General features: G+C 66.9%; 15 protein-coding genes and 2 pseudogenes. 13 read left to right on the forward strand and 4 right to left on the reverse strand.

Annotated features, from left to right (window positions below; all coding sequences use genetic code 11):
• Window positions 1-42: 42 nt before the first annotated feature.
• Both C5F75_RS28095 and C5F75_RS28100 read right to left on the reverse strand, forming a co-directional pair.
• Complete coding sequence (locus tag C5F75_RS28095; protein WP_059579444.1) at window positions 43-1,215, reverse strand: porin; 1,173 nt, start codon at window positions 1,213-1,215, stop codon at window positions 43-45.
• A 147-nt stretch (window positions 1,216-1,362) separates the two neighbouring features.
• Window positions 1,363-1,539, reverse strand: a complete 177-nt coding sequence (locus C5F75_RS28100) for a LuxR C-terminal-related transcriptional regulator (protein WP_230961829.1) — start codon at window positions 1,537-1,539, stop codon at window positions 1,363-1,365.
• Window positions 1,540-1,553: 14 nt separating this feature from the next.
• On the opposite strand from C5F75_RS28100, the pseudogene C5F75_RS36495 reads away from it, so the two are divergent.
• The 3 genes and pseudogenes from C5F75_RS36495 to C5F75_RS28110 all read left to right on the forward strand — a co-directional run.
• A pseudogene (locus C5F75_RS36495) lies at window positions 1,554-1,646 on the forward strand (aldehyde dehydrogenase family protein); the annotation flags it as partial.
• Between the two features lie 205 nt (window positions 1,647-1,851).
• A complete protein-coding gene (locus C5F75_RS28105) occupies window positions 1,852-2,805 on the forward strand; it encodes a GlxA family transcriptional regulator (RefSeq protein WP_060310008.1) in 954 nt (317 codons plus the stop codon).
• 481 nt (window positions 2,806-3,286) lie between these two features.
• Entirely contained in the window at window positions 3,287-3,922 is a 636-nt protein-coding gene (locus C5F75_RS28110; RefSeq protein WP_059579432.1) for a response regulator transcription factor, read from the forward strand.
• Between the two features lie 18 nt (window positions 3,923-3,940).
• Here C5F75_RS28110 and C5F75_RS28115 read toward each other — a convergent pair whose 3' ends face one another.
• On the reverse strand, window positions 3,941-5,290 hold the full coding sequence (locus C5F75_RS28115; protein WP_181035488.1) for a PAS domain-containing sensor histidine kinase: 1,350 nt from the start codon (window positions 5,288-5,290) through the stop codon (window positions 3,941-3,943).
• 256 nt (window positions 5,291-5,546) lie between these two features.
• Between C5F75_RS28115 and C5F75_RS28120 the strand changes: the two genes are divergently transcribed.
• The 10 genes and pseudogenes from C5F75_RS28120 to C5F75_RS28165 all read left to right on the forward strand — a co-directional run bounded on the left by C5F75_RS28120 (window position 5,547) and on the right by C5F75_RS28165 (window position 13,462).
• Window positions 5,547-5,972, forward strand: a complete 426-nt coding sequence (locus C5F75_RS28120) for a DUF3331 domain-containing protein (protein WP_060310007.1) — start codon at window positions 5,547-5,549, stop codon at window positions 5,970-5,972.
• A gap of 180 nt (window positions 5,973-6,152) precedes the next feature.
• Window positions 6,153-6,479, forward strand: a complete 327-nt coding sequence (locus C5F75_RS28125) for a response regulator transcription factor (RefSeq protein WP_230951164.1) — start codon at window positions 6,153-6,155, stop codon at window positions 6,477-6,479.
• Window positions 6,480-6,584: 105 nt separating this feature from the next.
• A complete protein-coding gene (locus tag C5F75_RS28130) occupies window positions 6,585-7,439 on the forward strand; it encodes an alpha/beta fold hydrolase (protein WP_104013062.1) in 855 nt (284 codons plus the stop codon).
• 54 nt (window positions 7,440-7,493) lie between these two features.
• Entirely contained in the window at window positions 7,494-8,213 is a 720-nt protein-coding gene (locus C5F75_RS28135) for a hypothetical protein (RefSeq protein ID WP_060310004.1), read from the forward strand.
• A gap of 10 nt (window positions 8,214-8,223) precedes the next feature.
• Window positions 8,224-9,270: an alcohol dehydrogenase catalytic domain-containing protein gene (locus C5F75_RS28140; protein WP_059579417.1), complete on the forward strand. Its 1,047-nt coding sequence runs from the start codon at window positions 8,224-8,226 to the stop codon at window positions 9,268-9,270.
• The gene (locus C5F75_RS28145; RefSeq protein ID WP_104013063.1) at window positions 9,267-9,986 is read left to right on the forward strand and encodes a hypothetical protein; all 720 of its coding nucleotides are present in this window, start codon (window positions 9,267-9,269) and stop codon (window positions 9,984-9,986) included. Before C5F75_RS28140 ends, C5F75_RS28145 begins: the two co-directional genes overlap by 4 nt.
• A 45-nt stretch (window positions 9,987-10,031) precedes the next feature.
• Window positions 10,032-10,886: an alpha/beta fold hydrolase gene (locus C5F75_RS28150; protein WP_104013064.1), complete on the forward strand. Its 855-nt coding sequence runs from the start codon at window positions 10,032-10,034 to the stop codon at window positions 10,884-10,886.
• A gap of 32 nt (window positions 10,887-10,918) precedes the next feature.
• Window positions 10,919-11,926: a zinc-binding alcohol dehydrogenase family protein gene (locus tag C5F75_RS28155; protein WP_059579634.1), complete on the forward strand. Its 1,008-nt coding sequence runs from the start codon at window positions 10,919-10,921 to the stop codon at window positions 11,924-11,926.
• Window positions 11,927-11,942: 16 nt separating this feature from the next.
• A pseudogene (locus tag C5F75_RS37390) lies at window positions 11,943-12,038 on the forward strand (alpha/beta fold hydrolase); the annotation flags it as partial.
• A 59-nt stretch (window positions 12,039-12,097) separates the two neighbouring features.
• On the forward strand, window positions 12,098-13,462 hold the full coding sequence (locus C5F75_RS28165; RefSeq protein WP_104013065.1) for an FAD-dependent oxidoreductase: 1,365 nt from the start codon (window positions 12,098-12,100) through the stop codon (window positions 13,460-13,462).
• A gap of 87 nt (window positions 13,463-13,549) precedes the next feature.
• Here the strand turns inward: C5F75_RS28165 and C5F75_RS28170 are convergent, their stop codons facing one another.
• Window positions 13,550-15,403 carry an ABC transporter ATP-binding protein gene (locus C5F75_RS28170; RefSeq protein ID WP_104013066.1) on the reverse strand — a complete coding sequence of 618 codons (1,854 nt, stop codon included), beginning with the start codon at window positions 15,401-15,403 and terminating at the stop codon, window positions 13,550-13,552.
• Window positions 15,404-15,473: the final 70 nt, after the last annotated feature.

Raw genomic sequence — 15,473 nt, forward strand, 5'->3', positions numbered from 1 at the left:
GCGGTGCGCGCCTGCCGTAACGATCGTCGTGCGACGGGACGATCAGAACTTGTGGCGAATGCCGACGATCGCGAGTTCCTGCGTATCGGTGCCCGAGTTCACGCCGTACGAGCCGACCGACGCGGCCGCTTTCACGGTCGCCCCGCTCGCGTTGAGCGTGTTGCCGCTCGCCTTCTGATAGCCGAACAGCGCATACAGATCGGTGCGCTTCGACAGTGCATAGTCCGCGCCGAGGTTGACCTGGTTGTAGTGCGCGGAAGCCGGGCCCGTCAGCGACGTGTAGTTGTAGCCGACGCCCGCGCGCAGCGCCGGCGAGAACTGCCAGTTGAAGAACGCCGAGCCGTTGTTGAACTTCGCGTTCTGGCTGAACGCCGACAGCGTGTCCGCGCCGTATTGCGTGTTCGAATACGCGAGGCCGAAGGTCGCCGGCCCGGCCACGTACTGGCCGGCCACGCGCACGATCTGGATCGACTTCGCGCTCGAGAAGCCCTGGTTGATCACGGTGTTGAACAGCGTGTCCGAGCTGCTCGACCACGTGCGGACGCCGTTCGCGACCGTCGTGCCGCCGTTCGCGTAGAAGTAGCCGGCGCCGAGCGACAGCGGCCCGTTCGCGTAGCTCGCGCCGAAGCTGTACGTGCGGCCGCTGCCGGTCGCGCCCGCGACGCCGCCGAAGCCGTACAGCGCCGCGAACTGGAAGCCGGAGATCAGCGGGCTCGTGTATTTCACCGAGTTGCTGACGCGCAGGCTGTTGTCGTAGTTGTCGAGATCGCCCGGCGTCGCGAACACGCCGCCGAAGTAGTTGTCCTGCGTGAGGCCCTGCACGAGATCGACGACCGGATCGTACTGGCGGCCGAGCGTCACGGTGCCGAACGTGCTGCTTGCGAGGCCGACGACGGCCTTGCGGCCGAATTCGCGCTGGCCCTGGCCGAGCGCGCCGGTGCCGATGTTGAAGCCGTTCTCGAGCTGGAACAGCGCGGACAGGCCGCTGCCGAGATCCTCGATGCCGCGCAGCCCCCAGCGGCTGCCCGACAGGTTGCCACTGCTGAACTTCACGAGGCTCGACGCGTTGCTGCCGTTCGCGTTCTGCGCGTTGTGGACGTACGCGATGCCCGCGTCGGCGATGCCGTACAGCGTGACGCTGCTTTGTGCGTGGGCGCCGGCGGTGGCGAGCGCGGCCGGCAGTGCGAGCAGCGCGAATGACCGGATCTGTTTCATGATTGGATTCCCCCGTTGGTCAATTGGTCTGACGAATCGGTGAACGATACGGACCGCGCATCGTCGAGGGAACCAATAAATTGTCGGATCGTTATGAGGCGCGCGGCGATGGATGCGTGCGCAACGGGTTGGCGTCTCGCGCGGGGCCTACGCGTCGTGGCGGCGCGACGCGTTTCTCAGGACGAGCGTCATCAGTTGCCGGCGCGAATCGACGCCGAGCTTGGCGAACGCGCGCTTCGCGTACGTATCGACGGTGGACGTCTTGCGCCCCATCGACTGCGCAATCGCGGCCGACGTCGTGCCCTGGACGAACGACGCGCACACGTGCATCTCGCGTGGCGCTCGCGGCCGGCAACAGCGTGGTGCTCGAGCCGTCGGAGAAATCGCCGCTGACCGCGCCGCGCGTTGCGCGGCTCGCGTTCGCGGCCGGCTCGCGCCTGCTGGCAGTCGTCGTGCGACGGGACGGGCCGAACGCTCGGCCATGTGCGCTGCATGGCCATTCTTTCCTGTCCCGAAAATCTTGTAGCATCGCCGGAGTGCCGGTTGGCATGCCGCGATCCCCGCAGCATGCCCGATTTTCTGTTTGTTGTGGCCCCGCCGGTATGCGCCGGCGGGGTCGATTCGCGTGAGGTCAGTATGCGTCGCATTGGGCTTGTCGTCGTCCCTCAGTTTCAGGTGATGAGCCTGCTCGCGTTGTCCGTGTTCGACATCGCCAATCTCCGCGCCGGCCGCTCGCTCTATGAAGTGAGCGTGATTTCGGAGGATGGCGGCCCCGTGGAGGCGTCGTTCGGGATGTGCGCATCGACTCAACCAGCGCGGCTGTCGGAGCTGCACACGGTATTCGTCGGCGCTTCGCTGTCGACGCCGCCGCTCACGGACCGCATGCGCGAACTGCTGGTCGATCTGTCCGGCAAGGTCGAACGCATGGCGTCGATTTGCCTCGGTGCGTTTCTGCTGGCCGAGGCGGGCCTGCTGGACGGGCGCCGTGCAACGACGCATTGGGCGTTTCTCGACCGGTTCAGGGATCGCTACCCTGCGGTATCGGTGGAGAGCGATTGCATCTTCGTGCGCGACGGCGCGCTGTGGAGTTCGGCCGGAATGAGCACGGCCATGGACATGGCGCTCGCGATGCTCGAAGAAGATCTCGGCCCGGACGCCGCGTTGCAGGTTGCGAAAGACCTGGTGCTCGAGCGCTGGAGGCGCTCGGGGTCGCAGCCGCAATCGTCCGTGCTGATCGACCATCCGGCACGCAGCAATCGGATCCACGACGTCATCACGCACATCCGGGCGAATCTCGGCACCGAACTGACGGTCGACAAGCTGGCCGACGTGGCGAGGATGAGCAAGCGGCAGTTTACGCGCCGCTTCAAGGACGAAACCGGCCTGACGCCTGCAAAGGCAGTCGAGCGCATTCGGCTCGAAACGGCCCGGGATTTCGTGACGAGTTCGTCGTGGACCATCGACACGATCGCACGGGAAACCGGTTATGCGGATACCGAGCGGATGAGGCGGTCGTTCGTGCGCGCGTTCGGCCATCCGCCGCAGGCCTTGCGGCGGCAGCGCAAGCCGGAACACACGGACACCGACTGAGCGCGGCTGGCCGATACCGGATCCCGCGCTGCAACATCATGGCACGAAAGGAGGGAACTGCGTCCCTCCACGCGCGCCCATCGTCAATAGAATGTTCTTCGGGCGGTACCTGCTCGGGCAAGCCGAACCGACGACTCGTCAACAGCGGACCGCACGCTCGTCCGCCCACGGTTTTGTGAACCGTCCTCGGTAGCCCGCGTCATGTCGCCAGGCTGGAACCGGCCGTGTGTGCCGCACGGACGCGCCCGGTCGCCGATTGCGTTGCCGCACGCGCGAAGCGTGCCCGGCATGGGTAGGCACGCCGTGCCGATGCGCCGCATGACGCGTACGTCGCAACCGCCGAAGTGGCGCGGATCAGCGAAGCGCTGTGCGGGGCGCGACCGGCCTAGCGGGTGGCCGGGTCGGCGTTCGTCGTCGGCACCGTATCGGGCGACACGTGGTTCGCGATGATGAAACTGAACGGACGGTTGGGGCGCAGGATATGTCAGATGCAGCGATGAAAGACGATTCGACGGCTGTTGTATACGTCGTCGACGACGATCCGGCCATACGCGCATCGCTCGATACGTTGTTGCGATCGCTGGGCCTGCGCGTCGTGACCTTCGCGAGTACCGCCGAGCTGCGCGCGACGCACAGGGAGAATGTCGCGAGCTGCCTGTTGCTCGATGTGCGGCTGCGCGGGGAGAGCGGGCTGATGTTTCAGCAGGCGTCGGACCGGCCATCGATCCCGATCGTCGTCATAACCGGGTTCGCGGACGTCGAAGTGTGTCGCAAGGCGCTGAAGGGCGGTGCGGTCGATTTTCTCGTGAAGCCGTTCACCGACCACGAGTTGATCGACGCCGTGAACCTCGCACTGTCGCTGGATGCGGCACGGCGAGTCCGCAACGACACGCACGACGAGTTGCGGCAGTCGTTCGAGCTGCTCACGCGCCGCGAGCGCGAAGTGCTTGCGTACGTCGTCAGCGGCGCGCTGAACAAGCAGATCGCGTCGCATCTCGGATTGAGCCTGATCACTATCAAGCAGCATCGCGCATCGGTGATGCGCAAGATGAATGCATCGTCGCTTGCGGATCTCGTGCGCAAGTCCGAGGCGATCGGCGTGCAACTGGCGACATGACGCCGCGCGCGGCGAGCGTCATGCGGCCGGGTCGGTCGTGCGCGGGCGGGCCGGCAGCGCGAACGAGAAGCAGCAGCCGGCGCCCGGTTCGCCGCGTGCCCAGATGCGCCCGTGGTGGGCGTCGACGATCGAGCGTGCGACCGTGAGGCCCATTCCCATGCCGTCGGATTTGCTCGTGAAAAACGGCTCGAAAAGCTGATCGATCGACTGCTGTTCGATACCCGGCCCCGTGTCGCATACGTCGAACACGACTTCGGCGCCGCTCAGCCTGGCCGAGACCGTCAGCGTGCGCGCGTGCGACGGGCCGCTTTCGATCGCCTGGATGCCGTTCATCATCAGGTTCGCGAGCACCTGCTGGACCTGCACGGGATCGGCGAACAGGTGTACGTCGGCATCGATGTCGCTGTCGATACGAACGTTGCGTGCAGCGGCTTCCGGCCCGATCAGGAACAGGGCAGCGTGCACGGCGTCGGCGGCCGCGAAGTCGACGCACTTCGCCGGCGCCTTGCCGATGAAGCCGCGAATCTTGCGGCAGATCTCCGTCGCGTCGCGTGCCCACCGGGCGGCCTGCGTGATCGCGGCAGCGGCTTCGGCGACGTCGGGCTCGTCGCGCTCGAGCCAGCGCAACGCCGCTTCGGCCGACGAACCGACGGCCGACAGCGGCTGGCTGACCTCATGCAGGATCGAGGCCGACATCTCCGCAAATAGCGACACGCGGGCCGCGCGTGCGGCTTCCGCGCGCAATACCGCGAGCCGGTCGCTGTTCTCCTTCTGTTCGGTCACGTCGAACGCATAGAAATGCAGGCGCCGGTAGCCGTCCTCGTGCTTCGGCAGCGAGCAGCGCCATACGATCGGTACGCGGCGCCCCTTGAACGTCACCAGCGTGCGCTCGCCCTGGCAGGCGATCCGATTTTCGTAGATCGCGCGCAGCACCGCGCTGTTGCTGAGCCGGTCGGCCGGCAACAGGATCTCCGCGTGCTGCAGGAAATGTTCCTTCGACTCCGCGTCGAAGAGTTGCACCACCGCGTCGTTGGCCGCCACGAACGCATGCAGCGCGCGCAACCGGGCGACGGCCTGCGGATGCTCGTCGAAATAGCGGTCGATATCGGAGACCCCGGCCATCTTGAGTTCCTTCACCGCGCGATACACGCGCGACCAGTCTTCGATCAGGATCGGTATCGGCGCCGACAGGAAGAGCTCGCTTTCCGCGGGATGAGGGTCGGCAGGCGGGGCGATCGTCGAGGCTGCGGACGTGGACATGGGGACGTGGTGCTCGCTGAGGCTCGCGCGCGGCGCGAAACCGGATGACCGGAAGTGAAGCATCGGGACGACGAACAACGTGCGCGTCCGACTTCGATGTACTTGCAACTATAAAGCAGATCGCTGCGTGTTGCTGACCGTGACCGTGGGCCCATGCAGGCCGGCGCGATGGTCAGACTTTGGTATGGGAGGGCATCGACCACGGTCTGATGGATCGCAGAAAACCGTTCCTCTAGACTCGATTCCAACGTGAGTGAAGCGCGCGGCGCGGAGATAGCGAAGAGGCGATGTTCGCGATGCGTCGATGCGACGGGCCGATTGCGCAAGCCGCGCTTGCGCGTTCAATGCGAGGGGAACGGTAGAGATGACGCAGCCAACGTGTGCATACGACGATGTATTCGAACGCGCGCTGATGCGCCTGCTGGATCCGTCGAGAACGGCGGGCGTACCCGGCTCGCATCGGCGGCGCGTGCGCGGCAAGCGCAATGACGGCGCGCGCGAGGCCGCCGCGCCGGCGGCCTCGCGGATCAGGATCGTCGAGATTCTGTCGGATACCGCTGTCAGCGTGCGCTGGAGCGACCCGAGGTACGGGCATTTCGGCGAACAGCTGTGGCATTGCGTGACCGCGAGAACCGCGTCACGCTGCGTGCTGACCGGTGCGCCGATCAAGCCGGGCGATCGCGTGTATCGGCCGAGGGGGCGCGGCCGCACCGTTCCGTGCAACTGGGACAGGATGATCCATGCCGCGGCAGTCGCACCTGCGTCGTCCGCCAGCGCGGACGGCTGGTGACGCGCGAGCGGGTACGGTCGGTATCGACCGCACCATACCTCGGCATGATTGCCGGCACAGGGGGCGGTCGGTACGCTGTCCGAAATCCGGTTGCGTTCCCGGCCCTGCCAGCGAGCGAGGCGTCACGCGAGACACTCTGTGCACGACAAGACGGTTTGCATCATCGACGATGAATTGGCGATGAGACAGTCGCTGGAATCGCTCGTGCGCTCGATGGGCGTGCGCGTGAGGCTGTACGCGTCGGCCGAGGCGTTTCTCGAACACGGCGCGAACGGGACGTCGCACTGCATCGTGTGCGATATCCAGATGGCCGGGATGTCGGGCATCGAGTTGCTCGCCGTACTGCGCGCAGGGTGTTGCGACGTGCCGATCATCTTCGTGACCGCGCACCCGAGCGCGCGCCGGGCGCTCGAAGCGAGACGGCTCGGCGCATTGTGCGTGCTGGAGAAGCCGTTCGATCCGCGCGAACTCGTGCAGTGGGTGATGCGCGCGCTCGCAGGGGGCTGAATGGGCGGCAGTGCGGCATACGGGCGCGGCAGCGGTGCGTTCGGGCCGCGTCATCGCGACCGGCATGTCCATTACGCGGTTTTGTTTCGAACGACGGGAGAACTGATGGAAAACGATAGTCCGAGCCTCGGCGCCAGAACGCAGTTCGTCGACGTCGATGGTCGACGCCTCGCGTATCGCACGTTCGGCAGTGGCACGCCGCTCGTGCTGTGCGTGCGCTTTCGCGGAACCATGGACACGTGGGATCCGCTGTTCCTCGACAGTCTCGCCGAGCAGGGCTTCCAGGTCACGATCTTCGACTACAGCGGCCTCGGGCAGTCGAGCGGCGAGCGAACCTATCATCCCGCGTCGCTCGCCAAGGACGCGATCGACCTGATCGTCGCGCTCAAGCTTGGCAAGGCGGTGATCGGCGGCTGGTCGGTCGGCGGGATGGCCGCGCAGATCGTGCTCGCGAAAGCGCCGCAGCTCGTCACGCACGCGGTGCTGATCGCGACCACACCGCCGGGCCAATTGGTCAAGGCCGGCGAACCGTTGTTCTACACGATGGCGAAGCGCGAAAACGACTTCGAGGATTTCGTCACGCTGTTCTTCGAGCCGGCCTCCGCCGCGAGCCGCACGGCGGCCGAACAAGCGGCCGCGCGCGTCGCGCGGCGCAAGGTCGACCTGAGCCCGGCGGTGCCGGTTGCGTGGGCCGGCGAGCAGGTCGGCGACGGCCCGCGAAACCCGGCCTTCCCGGTCGATGCCGTGCTCGATGCGCTGCGCTCGACGTCGATTCCGGTGCTTCATGTCGGCGGCGATCACGACATCGTGTTCCCGGTGGAGAACTGGTATGCGCTCAACGGCCAGCTTCCGACGCTGCATCTCGTGACGCTGCCGCGCACCGGGCACGGGCCGCAACTCGAGTATCCAGTGGCTTGCGCCAGACACATCGCGGCGTTCGTCGGCGTGCACGCAGGCTGATCGCGCACGCAATGAAGGAATGAAGAAGTCGTTTTTTATTGTTTAGGATCACAAATGGAAGATCTGGTTGATTTGGCGATTCGCGCGGCAGGTGGAATGGAGCGCTTCAAGCGCTTTCGCAGCGTATCGGCGCAGTTGCATCACACGGGCGCGATCTGGGCGCTGAAGCAGCGCGACGGCGTGCTCACCGATTCGCGCGTGACCGTGCAGTTGCACGAGCAGCGTGTATCGCATGCCCCGTTCGCTCCGACGACGGACCACTCGGTCTACACGCCTTCGCGCGTCGAGATCCGGCGCGACGACGGGACCGTCGTCGATACGCTCGACGCTCCTCGCGCATCGTTCGACGGCTACGAAATGGAGACGCCGTGGTCCAACGCACAGCTGGCGTACTTCGCCGGCTACACGATGTGGACGTATCTGACGTCGCCGTTCCTGCTGCGCCACGACGGCGTTCGCAGCCGCGAAATCGCGCCGTGGACGGTCGACGGGCTGCCGTGGCGGCGGCTGCGTGTCGAGTTCGCGCCAGAGATCGCGACGCATAGCGCCGTGCAGACGTTCTACTTCGACGCGGACGGGCTGCTGCGCCGGCACGACTACGAGGTCGACATCCAGGGGCGCAACGCGGCTGCGCGGTACATCAGCGACTACGTCGACGTGCAAGGCATCCGGATGCCGACGCGCTTCCGGATTTATCCGCGTACCGACGCGAACGTAGCGCTGCCCGCTCCGTTGATCGTGGGTGTCGATCTGTCGAACTTCCGTTTCGAATAACGAGGCAATCATGACGAATCAAGCGACTTACCGCGCGGCGGTAGTCAAGGCGCCCGGGCGACTGGAACTGGTCGAGCGCCCGATTCCCGCGCCGGCACAGGGGCAGGTGCGCATTCGCGTCGAAGCCTGCGGGGTATGCCATTCCGACAGTGCAACCGTGGAGCGCGAAGCGCCGGATGGCGCGCCGCCGCGCGTACCGGGGCATGAAGTCGTCGGCCGAATCGACGCGCTGGGCGAAGGGGTGTCCGGCTGGCGGCTCGGCGAGCGCGTCGGTGTCGGCTTTCTCGCCGGCGAAGACCGCACGTGCCCGTCGTGCCGGCACGGCGACATCGTGAACTGCGAGAACCCGGTCATCACCGGGATGACGACGGACGGCGGCTACGCGGAAATCATGCTGGCCGAAGCCCGCGGGCTCGTGCGCGTGCCGGACGATCTCGATGCGGCCGAGGCCGCGCCGCTGTTGTGCGCGGGGCTGACGACGTTCAACGCGCTGCGCAATGCCGGCGCGCGGGCCGGCGACGTGGTCGCCATCCATGGCCTCGGCGGGCTCGGCCATCTCGCCGTGCAATTCGCGAACAAGATGGGTTTTCACACCGTCGCGATTGCGCGCGGAGCCGACAAGGCCGTGCTTGCTGCGCAGCTCGGCGCGCATCGCTACATCGATGCGCGGACCGAGGACGTCGCCGCCGCGCTGCGCGCGCTCGGCGGGGCGAAGGTCGTGCTCGGCACGGCGCCGACCGGCTCGGGCATGGCCGACACCGTCGCGGGGCTGTCCGCACGCGGCAAGCTGATCGTCGTTGCCGTGCCGGGCGAGCCGATCGCCGTGAATGCGGTCGACCTCGTGTTCGGTGGCCGCTCCGTCGTCGGCGCGTTGACGGGAACGGTGGCGGACAACGAAGAGACGCTCGCGTTCGCGCGGCTGCAGAACGTGCGGCCGATGATCGAAACGTTCCCGCTCGAGCACGCGCAAGCGGCGTACGACCGCATGATGCGCGCGGACGTCCGGTTCCGCGCGGTACTGACCATGAATTCCGCACCCACGGGAGCTTCCGCATGAACGCGATCGCCCAATCCATCATCGACGCCCACGGCGGGCTTGTGCAGTGGCGCAAGTTTCGGCAGGTGCGCGCGCGCCTCGTACAAGGCGGTGCGCTGTGGGGCCTCAAAGGTCACGCCGGCGTGCTCGACGACACCACGGTCACCGTCGCGACGGATCGCCAATGGGTGTCGCACGCGCCGTTCGGTGCGTCAGCCGCGCGCAGCGAATTCACCGGCGAGCGCATTGCGCTGCTCGATTCGGCCGGCCATGTGCTCGCGGCGCGCGAAGAGCCGCGCCGGTCGTTCGACGGGCATACGCTCGAGACGCCGTGGGACGAGCTTCAACTGGCGTTTTTCGCCGGATGCGCGATGTGGACGTACCTGAACGCGCCGTTCGTGCTTGCATGGGACGGTGTGCGCTGCGAAGAAGACGGCATCTGGAACGAACACGGGCAAGCGTGGCGCCGGATTCGCGTGCACTACCCGGACACGCTCGAAGTGTTCAGCAAGGCGCAGACGATCTACGTCGGGCCGGACGGCCTCGTGCGCCGCCTCGACTACGACGTCGAAATCGCGGGCAACACACCGGGCGCGCATTACGTCAGCGACTATGTGACCGTTTCGGGGATCCGCTTCCCGACGAAGCGGCGCATCTACCCGCGTGCAGCCGACGGGCAGGCCGTGCCGGAACCGCTCGTCGTATCGATCGACCTGCATGACATCGCGCTGAGCTGAGCGTGAACCACGGCGCGCGTCGCGCGCCCATCGAGGGAACCCATCATGACGCAATTTGCATCATCCGCCGCTACGACCCGCTACATCGATGCAGCCGGCGTGCGCTACGCGTATCGCCGCTTCGGCAACGAAAAGGGCGGGCGGCCGCTGCTGTGTCTTCAGCATTTCACCGGCACGCTGGACAACTGGGATCCGGCGATCGTCGACGTGCTGGCGCGCGATCGCGAAATCATCCTGTTCGACAACGCCGGCGTCGGCCGCTCCGGCGGACAGGTTCCGACGTCGATCGCGCACATGGCGCAGCACGTGCTGCACTTCGTCGACGCCCTGTCGATCGACCGGCTGCATATCCTCGGATTTTCGCTCGGCGGCTTTCTCGCGCAGGACATCGCGATCGCGCGACCGCAGCAGGTCGAGCGGATGATCCTGTCCGGCACCGCGCCCGAAGGCGGCGAAGGGGCGGGGATGGATCGGCCCGAACTGCTCGCGATCTACACGGACGGCGAGATGCCGATGAGCGAAAAGCTCAAGCGGCTGTTTTTCCCGGCAACGCCCGCCGGCCAGACGGCCGCCGCCGCATTCGTCGACCGCCTCGCCGCGCGCACCGCCGAGCCGGATTTGCCGGCGGGCCCCGAAGTCGCGTCCGCCCAGCTGCAGGCGATGATCGCGTGGGCGAACTGGAGCGGGGACGTGGCAGGCAAGCTGGGCCGGATCAAGCAGCCGGCCCTCGTGACCAACGGCAACGACGACCGCATGATCCCCACCGCGAACAGCTTCGTGCTCGCGCAGGGGCTGCCGGATGCGACGCTGATCGTCTATCCGAATTCAGGCCACGGCGCGCTGTTCCAGCATGCGAGCGCGTATGTCGCGCACGTCGCGGAATTCCTGCGCGGCGCGTGACCGCGTCGCTCACCCTCTTCAAGGAGCCAATGATGAAAGCCATCGTTTATGCAAAGGCCGGCGTACCGATCGACGATCCGGCGTCGCTGTACGACGCGGAGCTGCCGGTGCCGACACCCGGCGCGCGCGATCTGCTCGTGCGGATCGACGCGATCGCCGTCAACCCGGTCGATTCGAAGCTGCGGCTCGGCGTGCAGCCGAGCGGCCCGCGCGTTCTCGGCTGGGACGCGGCGGGAACGGTCGAGGCGGTCGGCAGCGACGTCGAGCTGTTCGCGCCGGGCGACAAGGTCTGGTATGCGGGCGACATCACGCGGCCCGGCAGCTACGCGGAATATGGTCTCGTCGACGAGCGGATTGCAAGCCGCCGCCCGACGACACTGGGCGCTGCCGACGCTGCGGCCCTGCCGTTGACTGCGATTACCGCGTGGGAACTGCTGTTCGACCGGCTGAAGATCGCCGAGCGCGGCGGCGCCGGGCAGAGCGTGCTGGTGATCGGCGCGGGCGGCGGCGTCGGATCCATTCTCGTGCAACTCGCGCGCCGGTTGACCGCGCTGACGGTGATCGGCACGGCATCGCGGCCGGCCACGCACGCGTGGGTCGCCGAGCTTGGCGCACACCACGTGATCGATCACGGCCAGCCGTTGCAACCGCAACTGAAGTCGCTTGGCATCGACCACGTGGACCACGTGATCAGCCTCACGCATACCGACACGTACTACGCGCAGATCGTCGATGTCCTGAAGCCGCAGGGCCAGCTCGCGCTGATCGACGATCCGGACACGCTCGATGCGATGCCGCTCAAGCGCAAGGCCATCTCACTGCATTGGGAATTCATGTTCACGCGCTCGATGTTCCGCACGCCCGACATGGACCGTCAGCACGCGCTGCTCGCCCGCGTGGCGACGCTGATCGACGACGGCGTGCTCAAGAGCACCGTCGGTGAGCACCTCGGCAGGATCGACGCGGCGAACCTGCGGCGCGCGCACGCGCTGCTGGAAGGCGGGCGCGCGAAGGGCAAGATCGTGCTCGAAGGCTTCTGAGCGAGCACCGCTACATGCGACGCAGAAGGTGTATGAACGCGCATCGCATGGCATGTGCGTCGTCGATGCCGATCGCGTCAATGCGGATCTGCTCGCCTTTCTGCAGTCGTGACGCGGAAACGCGCGCGACTCACACACTTCGAGCGGGACAAACGGAACCTGGAGAGCAGCATGGCAGAGGTCAAACGGGTCGAATACCTGTTTCTGGGCGGCGGCAAGGGCGGAAAATCGCTTGCGATGGAGATGGCCCGGCAAGGCAAGCGCGTCGCGGTGATCGAGCGCGGGATGATCGGCGGCTCGTGCATCAACGTCGCGTGCATCCCGAGCAAGGCACTGATACACCGTGCACGCGCGATGCATGCGTGGCGGGATGCGGCGCAACAGGAAGACGTGACGGCCGACATGGCGGGCGTTTCCGCGTATGTCGCCTCGGTCGTGAACGGGATGGTCGACGTCAATCGCCGCGCATTCGAGCAGTCGGGTCTCGAACTCGTGATCGGGACGGGGCGGTTCGTCGCGCCGCGAACCATCGCGGTGCGCGGCGCTGACGGGGCCGAAACGATCTACGAGGGCGAGAACGTCTACATCAACACGGGTACGGTCGCGTCGAGCCCGGACGTGCCGGGGCTGCGCGATGCGCGGCCGCTCACGCACGTGGAGGCATTGCGGTTGACGACGCTTCCCGGGCATCTGGTCGTCATCGGCGGCGGTTATATCGGGCTCGAGATGGCGCAAGCGTTTCGGCGGCTCGGCAGTGCGGTCACGCTCGTCAGCGATACGCCGCGCGTTGCGATGCGCGAAGACGAGGACGTCAGCACGGTCATTCAGCGGGCGCTGACCGACGATGGCATTCGCCTCGAACTCGCCGCGCGGCTCGTCGGCGTCGAGGGCAAAAGCGGCGAGCGCGTCACGGTGCGGCTGGCCGACGGCCGTGCCATCGAAGGTACGCACGTGCTCGTGGCGACCGGGCGCACGCCGCAGACGGCCGGCATCGGGCTCGAGCTGGCCGGCGTCGAGACGAACGAGCGCGGGTTCATCAAGGTCGACCATCGGCTCGCGACGACGGCGGAGCGCACGTGGGCGATCGGCGAAGTCGCCGGCACGCCGATGTTCACGCATGCGTCGTTCGACGACTACCGTGTGCTGAAAGCCGGTATCGAAGGCCGGCCGGCGAGCACCGCGGAACGTCTCATCCCTTATGCATTGTTCATCGACCCGGAACTCGGCCGAATCGGCTTGAACGAAGCGGACGCGAATGCCCGAAAGATCGGCGTCCGGGTCGCGAAGCTGCCGATGGCTTCCGTGCCGCGGGCGCGCACCGACGGCAACACGCGCGGGTTCATGAAGGCGCTCGTGCATCCGGGCACCGGCGCGATTCTCGGGTTCACGATGGTCGGCACGGGCGCCGGCGATGTGACGACCGCAGTCCAGATGGCGATGCTCGGCGGCCTGCCGTACACGGCGGTGCGCGATGCGATCATCGGTCATCCGATTATTTCGGAAGGGCTGAACCTGCTGTTCGCGACGTTGCATTGACCCTGGAGCGACGGGGGTACGCATTGTGCCCTCGGTTCGTCCGACGAGCGATGATCGAAGCGCCGCCATGTCGCCAGGGCGGCCGACCTACTGCGCGACGCTTTCCGCGTCCGCTGTCTCCCCGAGAAACCCGCCGCTCTGGTGCGCCCACAGCGCCGCATAGATGCCGCCCGCCTGCAGCAATTGCCGGTGCGTGCCTTCCTCGACGATGCGCCCTTCGTCGAGCACGATCAGCCGGTCCATCGCGGCGATCGTCGACAGCCGGTGCGCGATCGCGATCACCGTCTTGCCGCTCATCAGGCTGTCGAGGCTGCGCTGGATCGCGACTTCGACCTCGGAGTCGAGTGCGCTGGTCGCTTCGTCGAGTACGAGGATCGGCGCGTCCTTGAGCATCACGCGCGCGATCGCGACGCGCTGCCGCTGGCCGCCCGACAGCTTCACGCCGCGCTCGCCGACTTCGACGTCGTAGCCGCTGCGTCCGTGCCGATCGCGCAGCCGCTCGATGAACTCGGACGCTTCGGCCCGCACGGCCGCGTCGTGCATCTCCTGCTCGGTCGCGTCGGGCCGGCCGTATAGCAGGTTCTCGCGCATCGTCCGGTGCAGCAGCGACGTATCCTGCGTGACCATCCCGATCGCGCCGCGCAGGCTGTCCTGCGTCACATGCGCGATGTCCTGCCCGTCGATCCGGATCGTGCCGCCGTTCACGTCGTAAAAGCGCAGCAGCAGGTTCACGAGCGTCGACTTGCCGGCGCCCGAGCGGCCGATCAGGCCGATCCGCTCGCCAGGCCGAATCGTCAGGTTCAGCCCGTCGAATACCGGGCGATCGTTGTCCTCGTGCGCGAACTGCACGTTGTCGAACACGATCTCGCCGCGCTGTACCGTAAGCGGCTTCGCATCGGGCGCGTCGACCACGCTGCGCACCTTCGTTAGCGTGTTGATGCCGTCCTGGATCGTGCCGACGTTCTCGAACAGTTCGGTCATTTCCCACATGATCCAGTGCGAATAGCTCGACAGGCGCAGCGCCATCGCGATCACGGCCGCGACGACGCCCGCGCTCGCCTCGCCGTGCAGCCACAGGTACAGCGCGAGCCCGGCCGAGCCGATCAGCAGCAGCGTCGACAGCAGGTGGTTGACGATCTCGAATGCGCTGACGAGCCGCATCTGCGCATCGCCGGTCGCCTTGAACGCTTCCATCGCGCGCCGCGCATGGTCGGCTTCGCGCCGCGTATGCGAGAACAGCTTCACGGTCGTGATGTTCGAATACGCGTCGGTGATGCGGCCCGTCATCAGCGCGCGCGCGTCGGCCTGCCGGCTGCCGACCGCACCGAGGCGCGGCACGAAATACGCGCACGCCGCGCCGTAGCCGAGCGCCCACAGCGCGAGCGGAATCATCAGCCGCCAGTCGAAGCTCGCGGCGAGCACGAGGATGCCGATCAGGTACGCGGTGACGCCGATCACGACGTCGACCGACATGAACAGCGCGTCGCGTACCGCGAGCGCGGTCTGCATGATCTTGGTCGTCACGCGGCCTGCGAATTCGTTCGCGTAGAACGACAGGCTCTGGTCGAGCATCAGCCGGTGAAACAGCCAGCGCAGCCGCATCGGGAAGTTGATCGCGAGCACCTGGTGCTTGACCATCGTATGCAGCGCGATCAGCAGCGCGCTGCCGGCGAGGATCGCCGCGAAACCGGCGAGCGTGCCGAAGTGGTGGCCGCCGAAGTCGGCCGGTGTCGACGACGACAGCCAGTCGACGACGTGCCCCATCATCGCGAACAGCGCGGCTTCGTACGCGGCCAATGCGGCCGACGTCAGCGCGATCAGCAGGATCCAGCCGCGCGCGCCTTTCGTGCACGCCCAGACGAACGAGAAGAATCCCTTCGGCGGCGTGACGGGATCTTCGAGCGGGAAAGTCGGCAGGCGCCGTTCGAACCACGAATACATCGACTTGTTCTCCTTGTGCGGCCCGACGCAGCGGGTGGGCCGATGATGGCGGGGCCGGATGGGATGCGGT

Source organism: Burkholderia anthinoferrum, assembly GCF_002925705.1.
Lineage (GTDB): Bacteria > Pseudomonadota > Gammaproteobacteria > Burkholderiales > Burkholderiaceae > Burkholderia > Burkholderia semiarida.

What these genes read in the sequence shown, in the direction of transcription:
- C5F75_RS28120 (WP_060310007.1), top strand. Translation starts at nt 5,547, where the DNA reads ATGACGCAGCCAACGTGTGCATACGACGATGTATTCGAACGCGCGCTG.
- C5F75_RS28145 (WP_104013063.1), top strand. Translation starts at nt 9,267, where the DNA reads ATGAACGCGATCGCCCAATCCATCATCGACGCCCACGGCGGGCTTGTG.
- C5F75_RS28130 (WP_104013062.1), top strand. Translation starts at nt 6,585, where the DNA reads ATGGAAAACGATAGTCCGAGCCTCGGCGCCAGAACGCAGTTCGTCGAC.
- C5F75_RS28135 (WP_060310004.1), top strand. Translation starts at nt 7,494, where the DNA reads ATGGAAGATCTGGTTGATTTGGCGATTCGCGCGGCAGGTGGAATGGAG.
- C5F75_RS28110 (WP_059579432.1), top strand. Translation starts at nt 3,287, where the DNA reads ATGTCAGATGCAGCGATGAAAGACGATTCGACGGCTGTTGTATACGTC.
- C5F75_RS28150 (WP_104013064.1), top strand. Translation starts at nt 10,032, where the DNA reads ATGACGCAATTTGCATCATCCGCCGCTACGACCCGCTACATCGATGCA.
- C5F75_RS28165 (WP_104013065.1), top strand. Translation starts at nt 12,098, where the DNA reads ATGGCAGAGGTCAAACGGGTCGAATACCTGTTTCTGGGCGGCGGCAAG.
- C5F75_RS28170 (WP_104013066.1), bottom strand. Translation starts at nt 15,403, where the DNA reads ATGTATTCGTGGTTCGAACGGCGCCTGCCGACTTTCCCGCTCGAAGAT.
- C5F75_RS28140 (WP_059579417.1), top strand. Translation starts at nt 8,224, where the DNA reads ATGACGAATCAAGCGACTTACCGCGCGGCGGTAGTCAAGGCGCCCGGG.
- C5F75_RS28155 (WP_059579634.1), top strand. Translation starts at nt 10,919, where the DNA reads ATGAAAGCCATCGTTTATGCAAAGGCCGGCGTACCGATCGACGATCCG.
- C5F75_RS28105 (WP_060310008.1), top strand. Translation starts at nt 1,852, where the DNA reads ATGCGTCGCATTGGGCTTGTCGTCGTCCCTCAGTTTCAGGTGATGAGC.
- C5F75_RS28125 (WP_230951164.1), top strand. Translation starts at nt 6,153, where the DNA reads ATGAGACAGTCGCTGGAATCGCTCGTGCGCTCGATGGGCGTGCGCGTG.
- C5F75_RS28095 (WP_059579444.1), bottom strand. Translation starts at nt 1,215, where the DNA reads ATGAAACAGATCCGGTCATTCGCGCTGCTCGCACTGCCGGCCGCGCTC.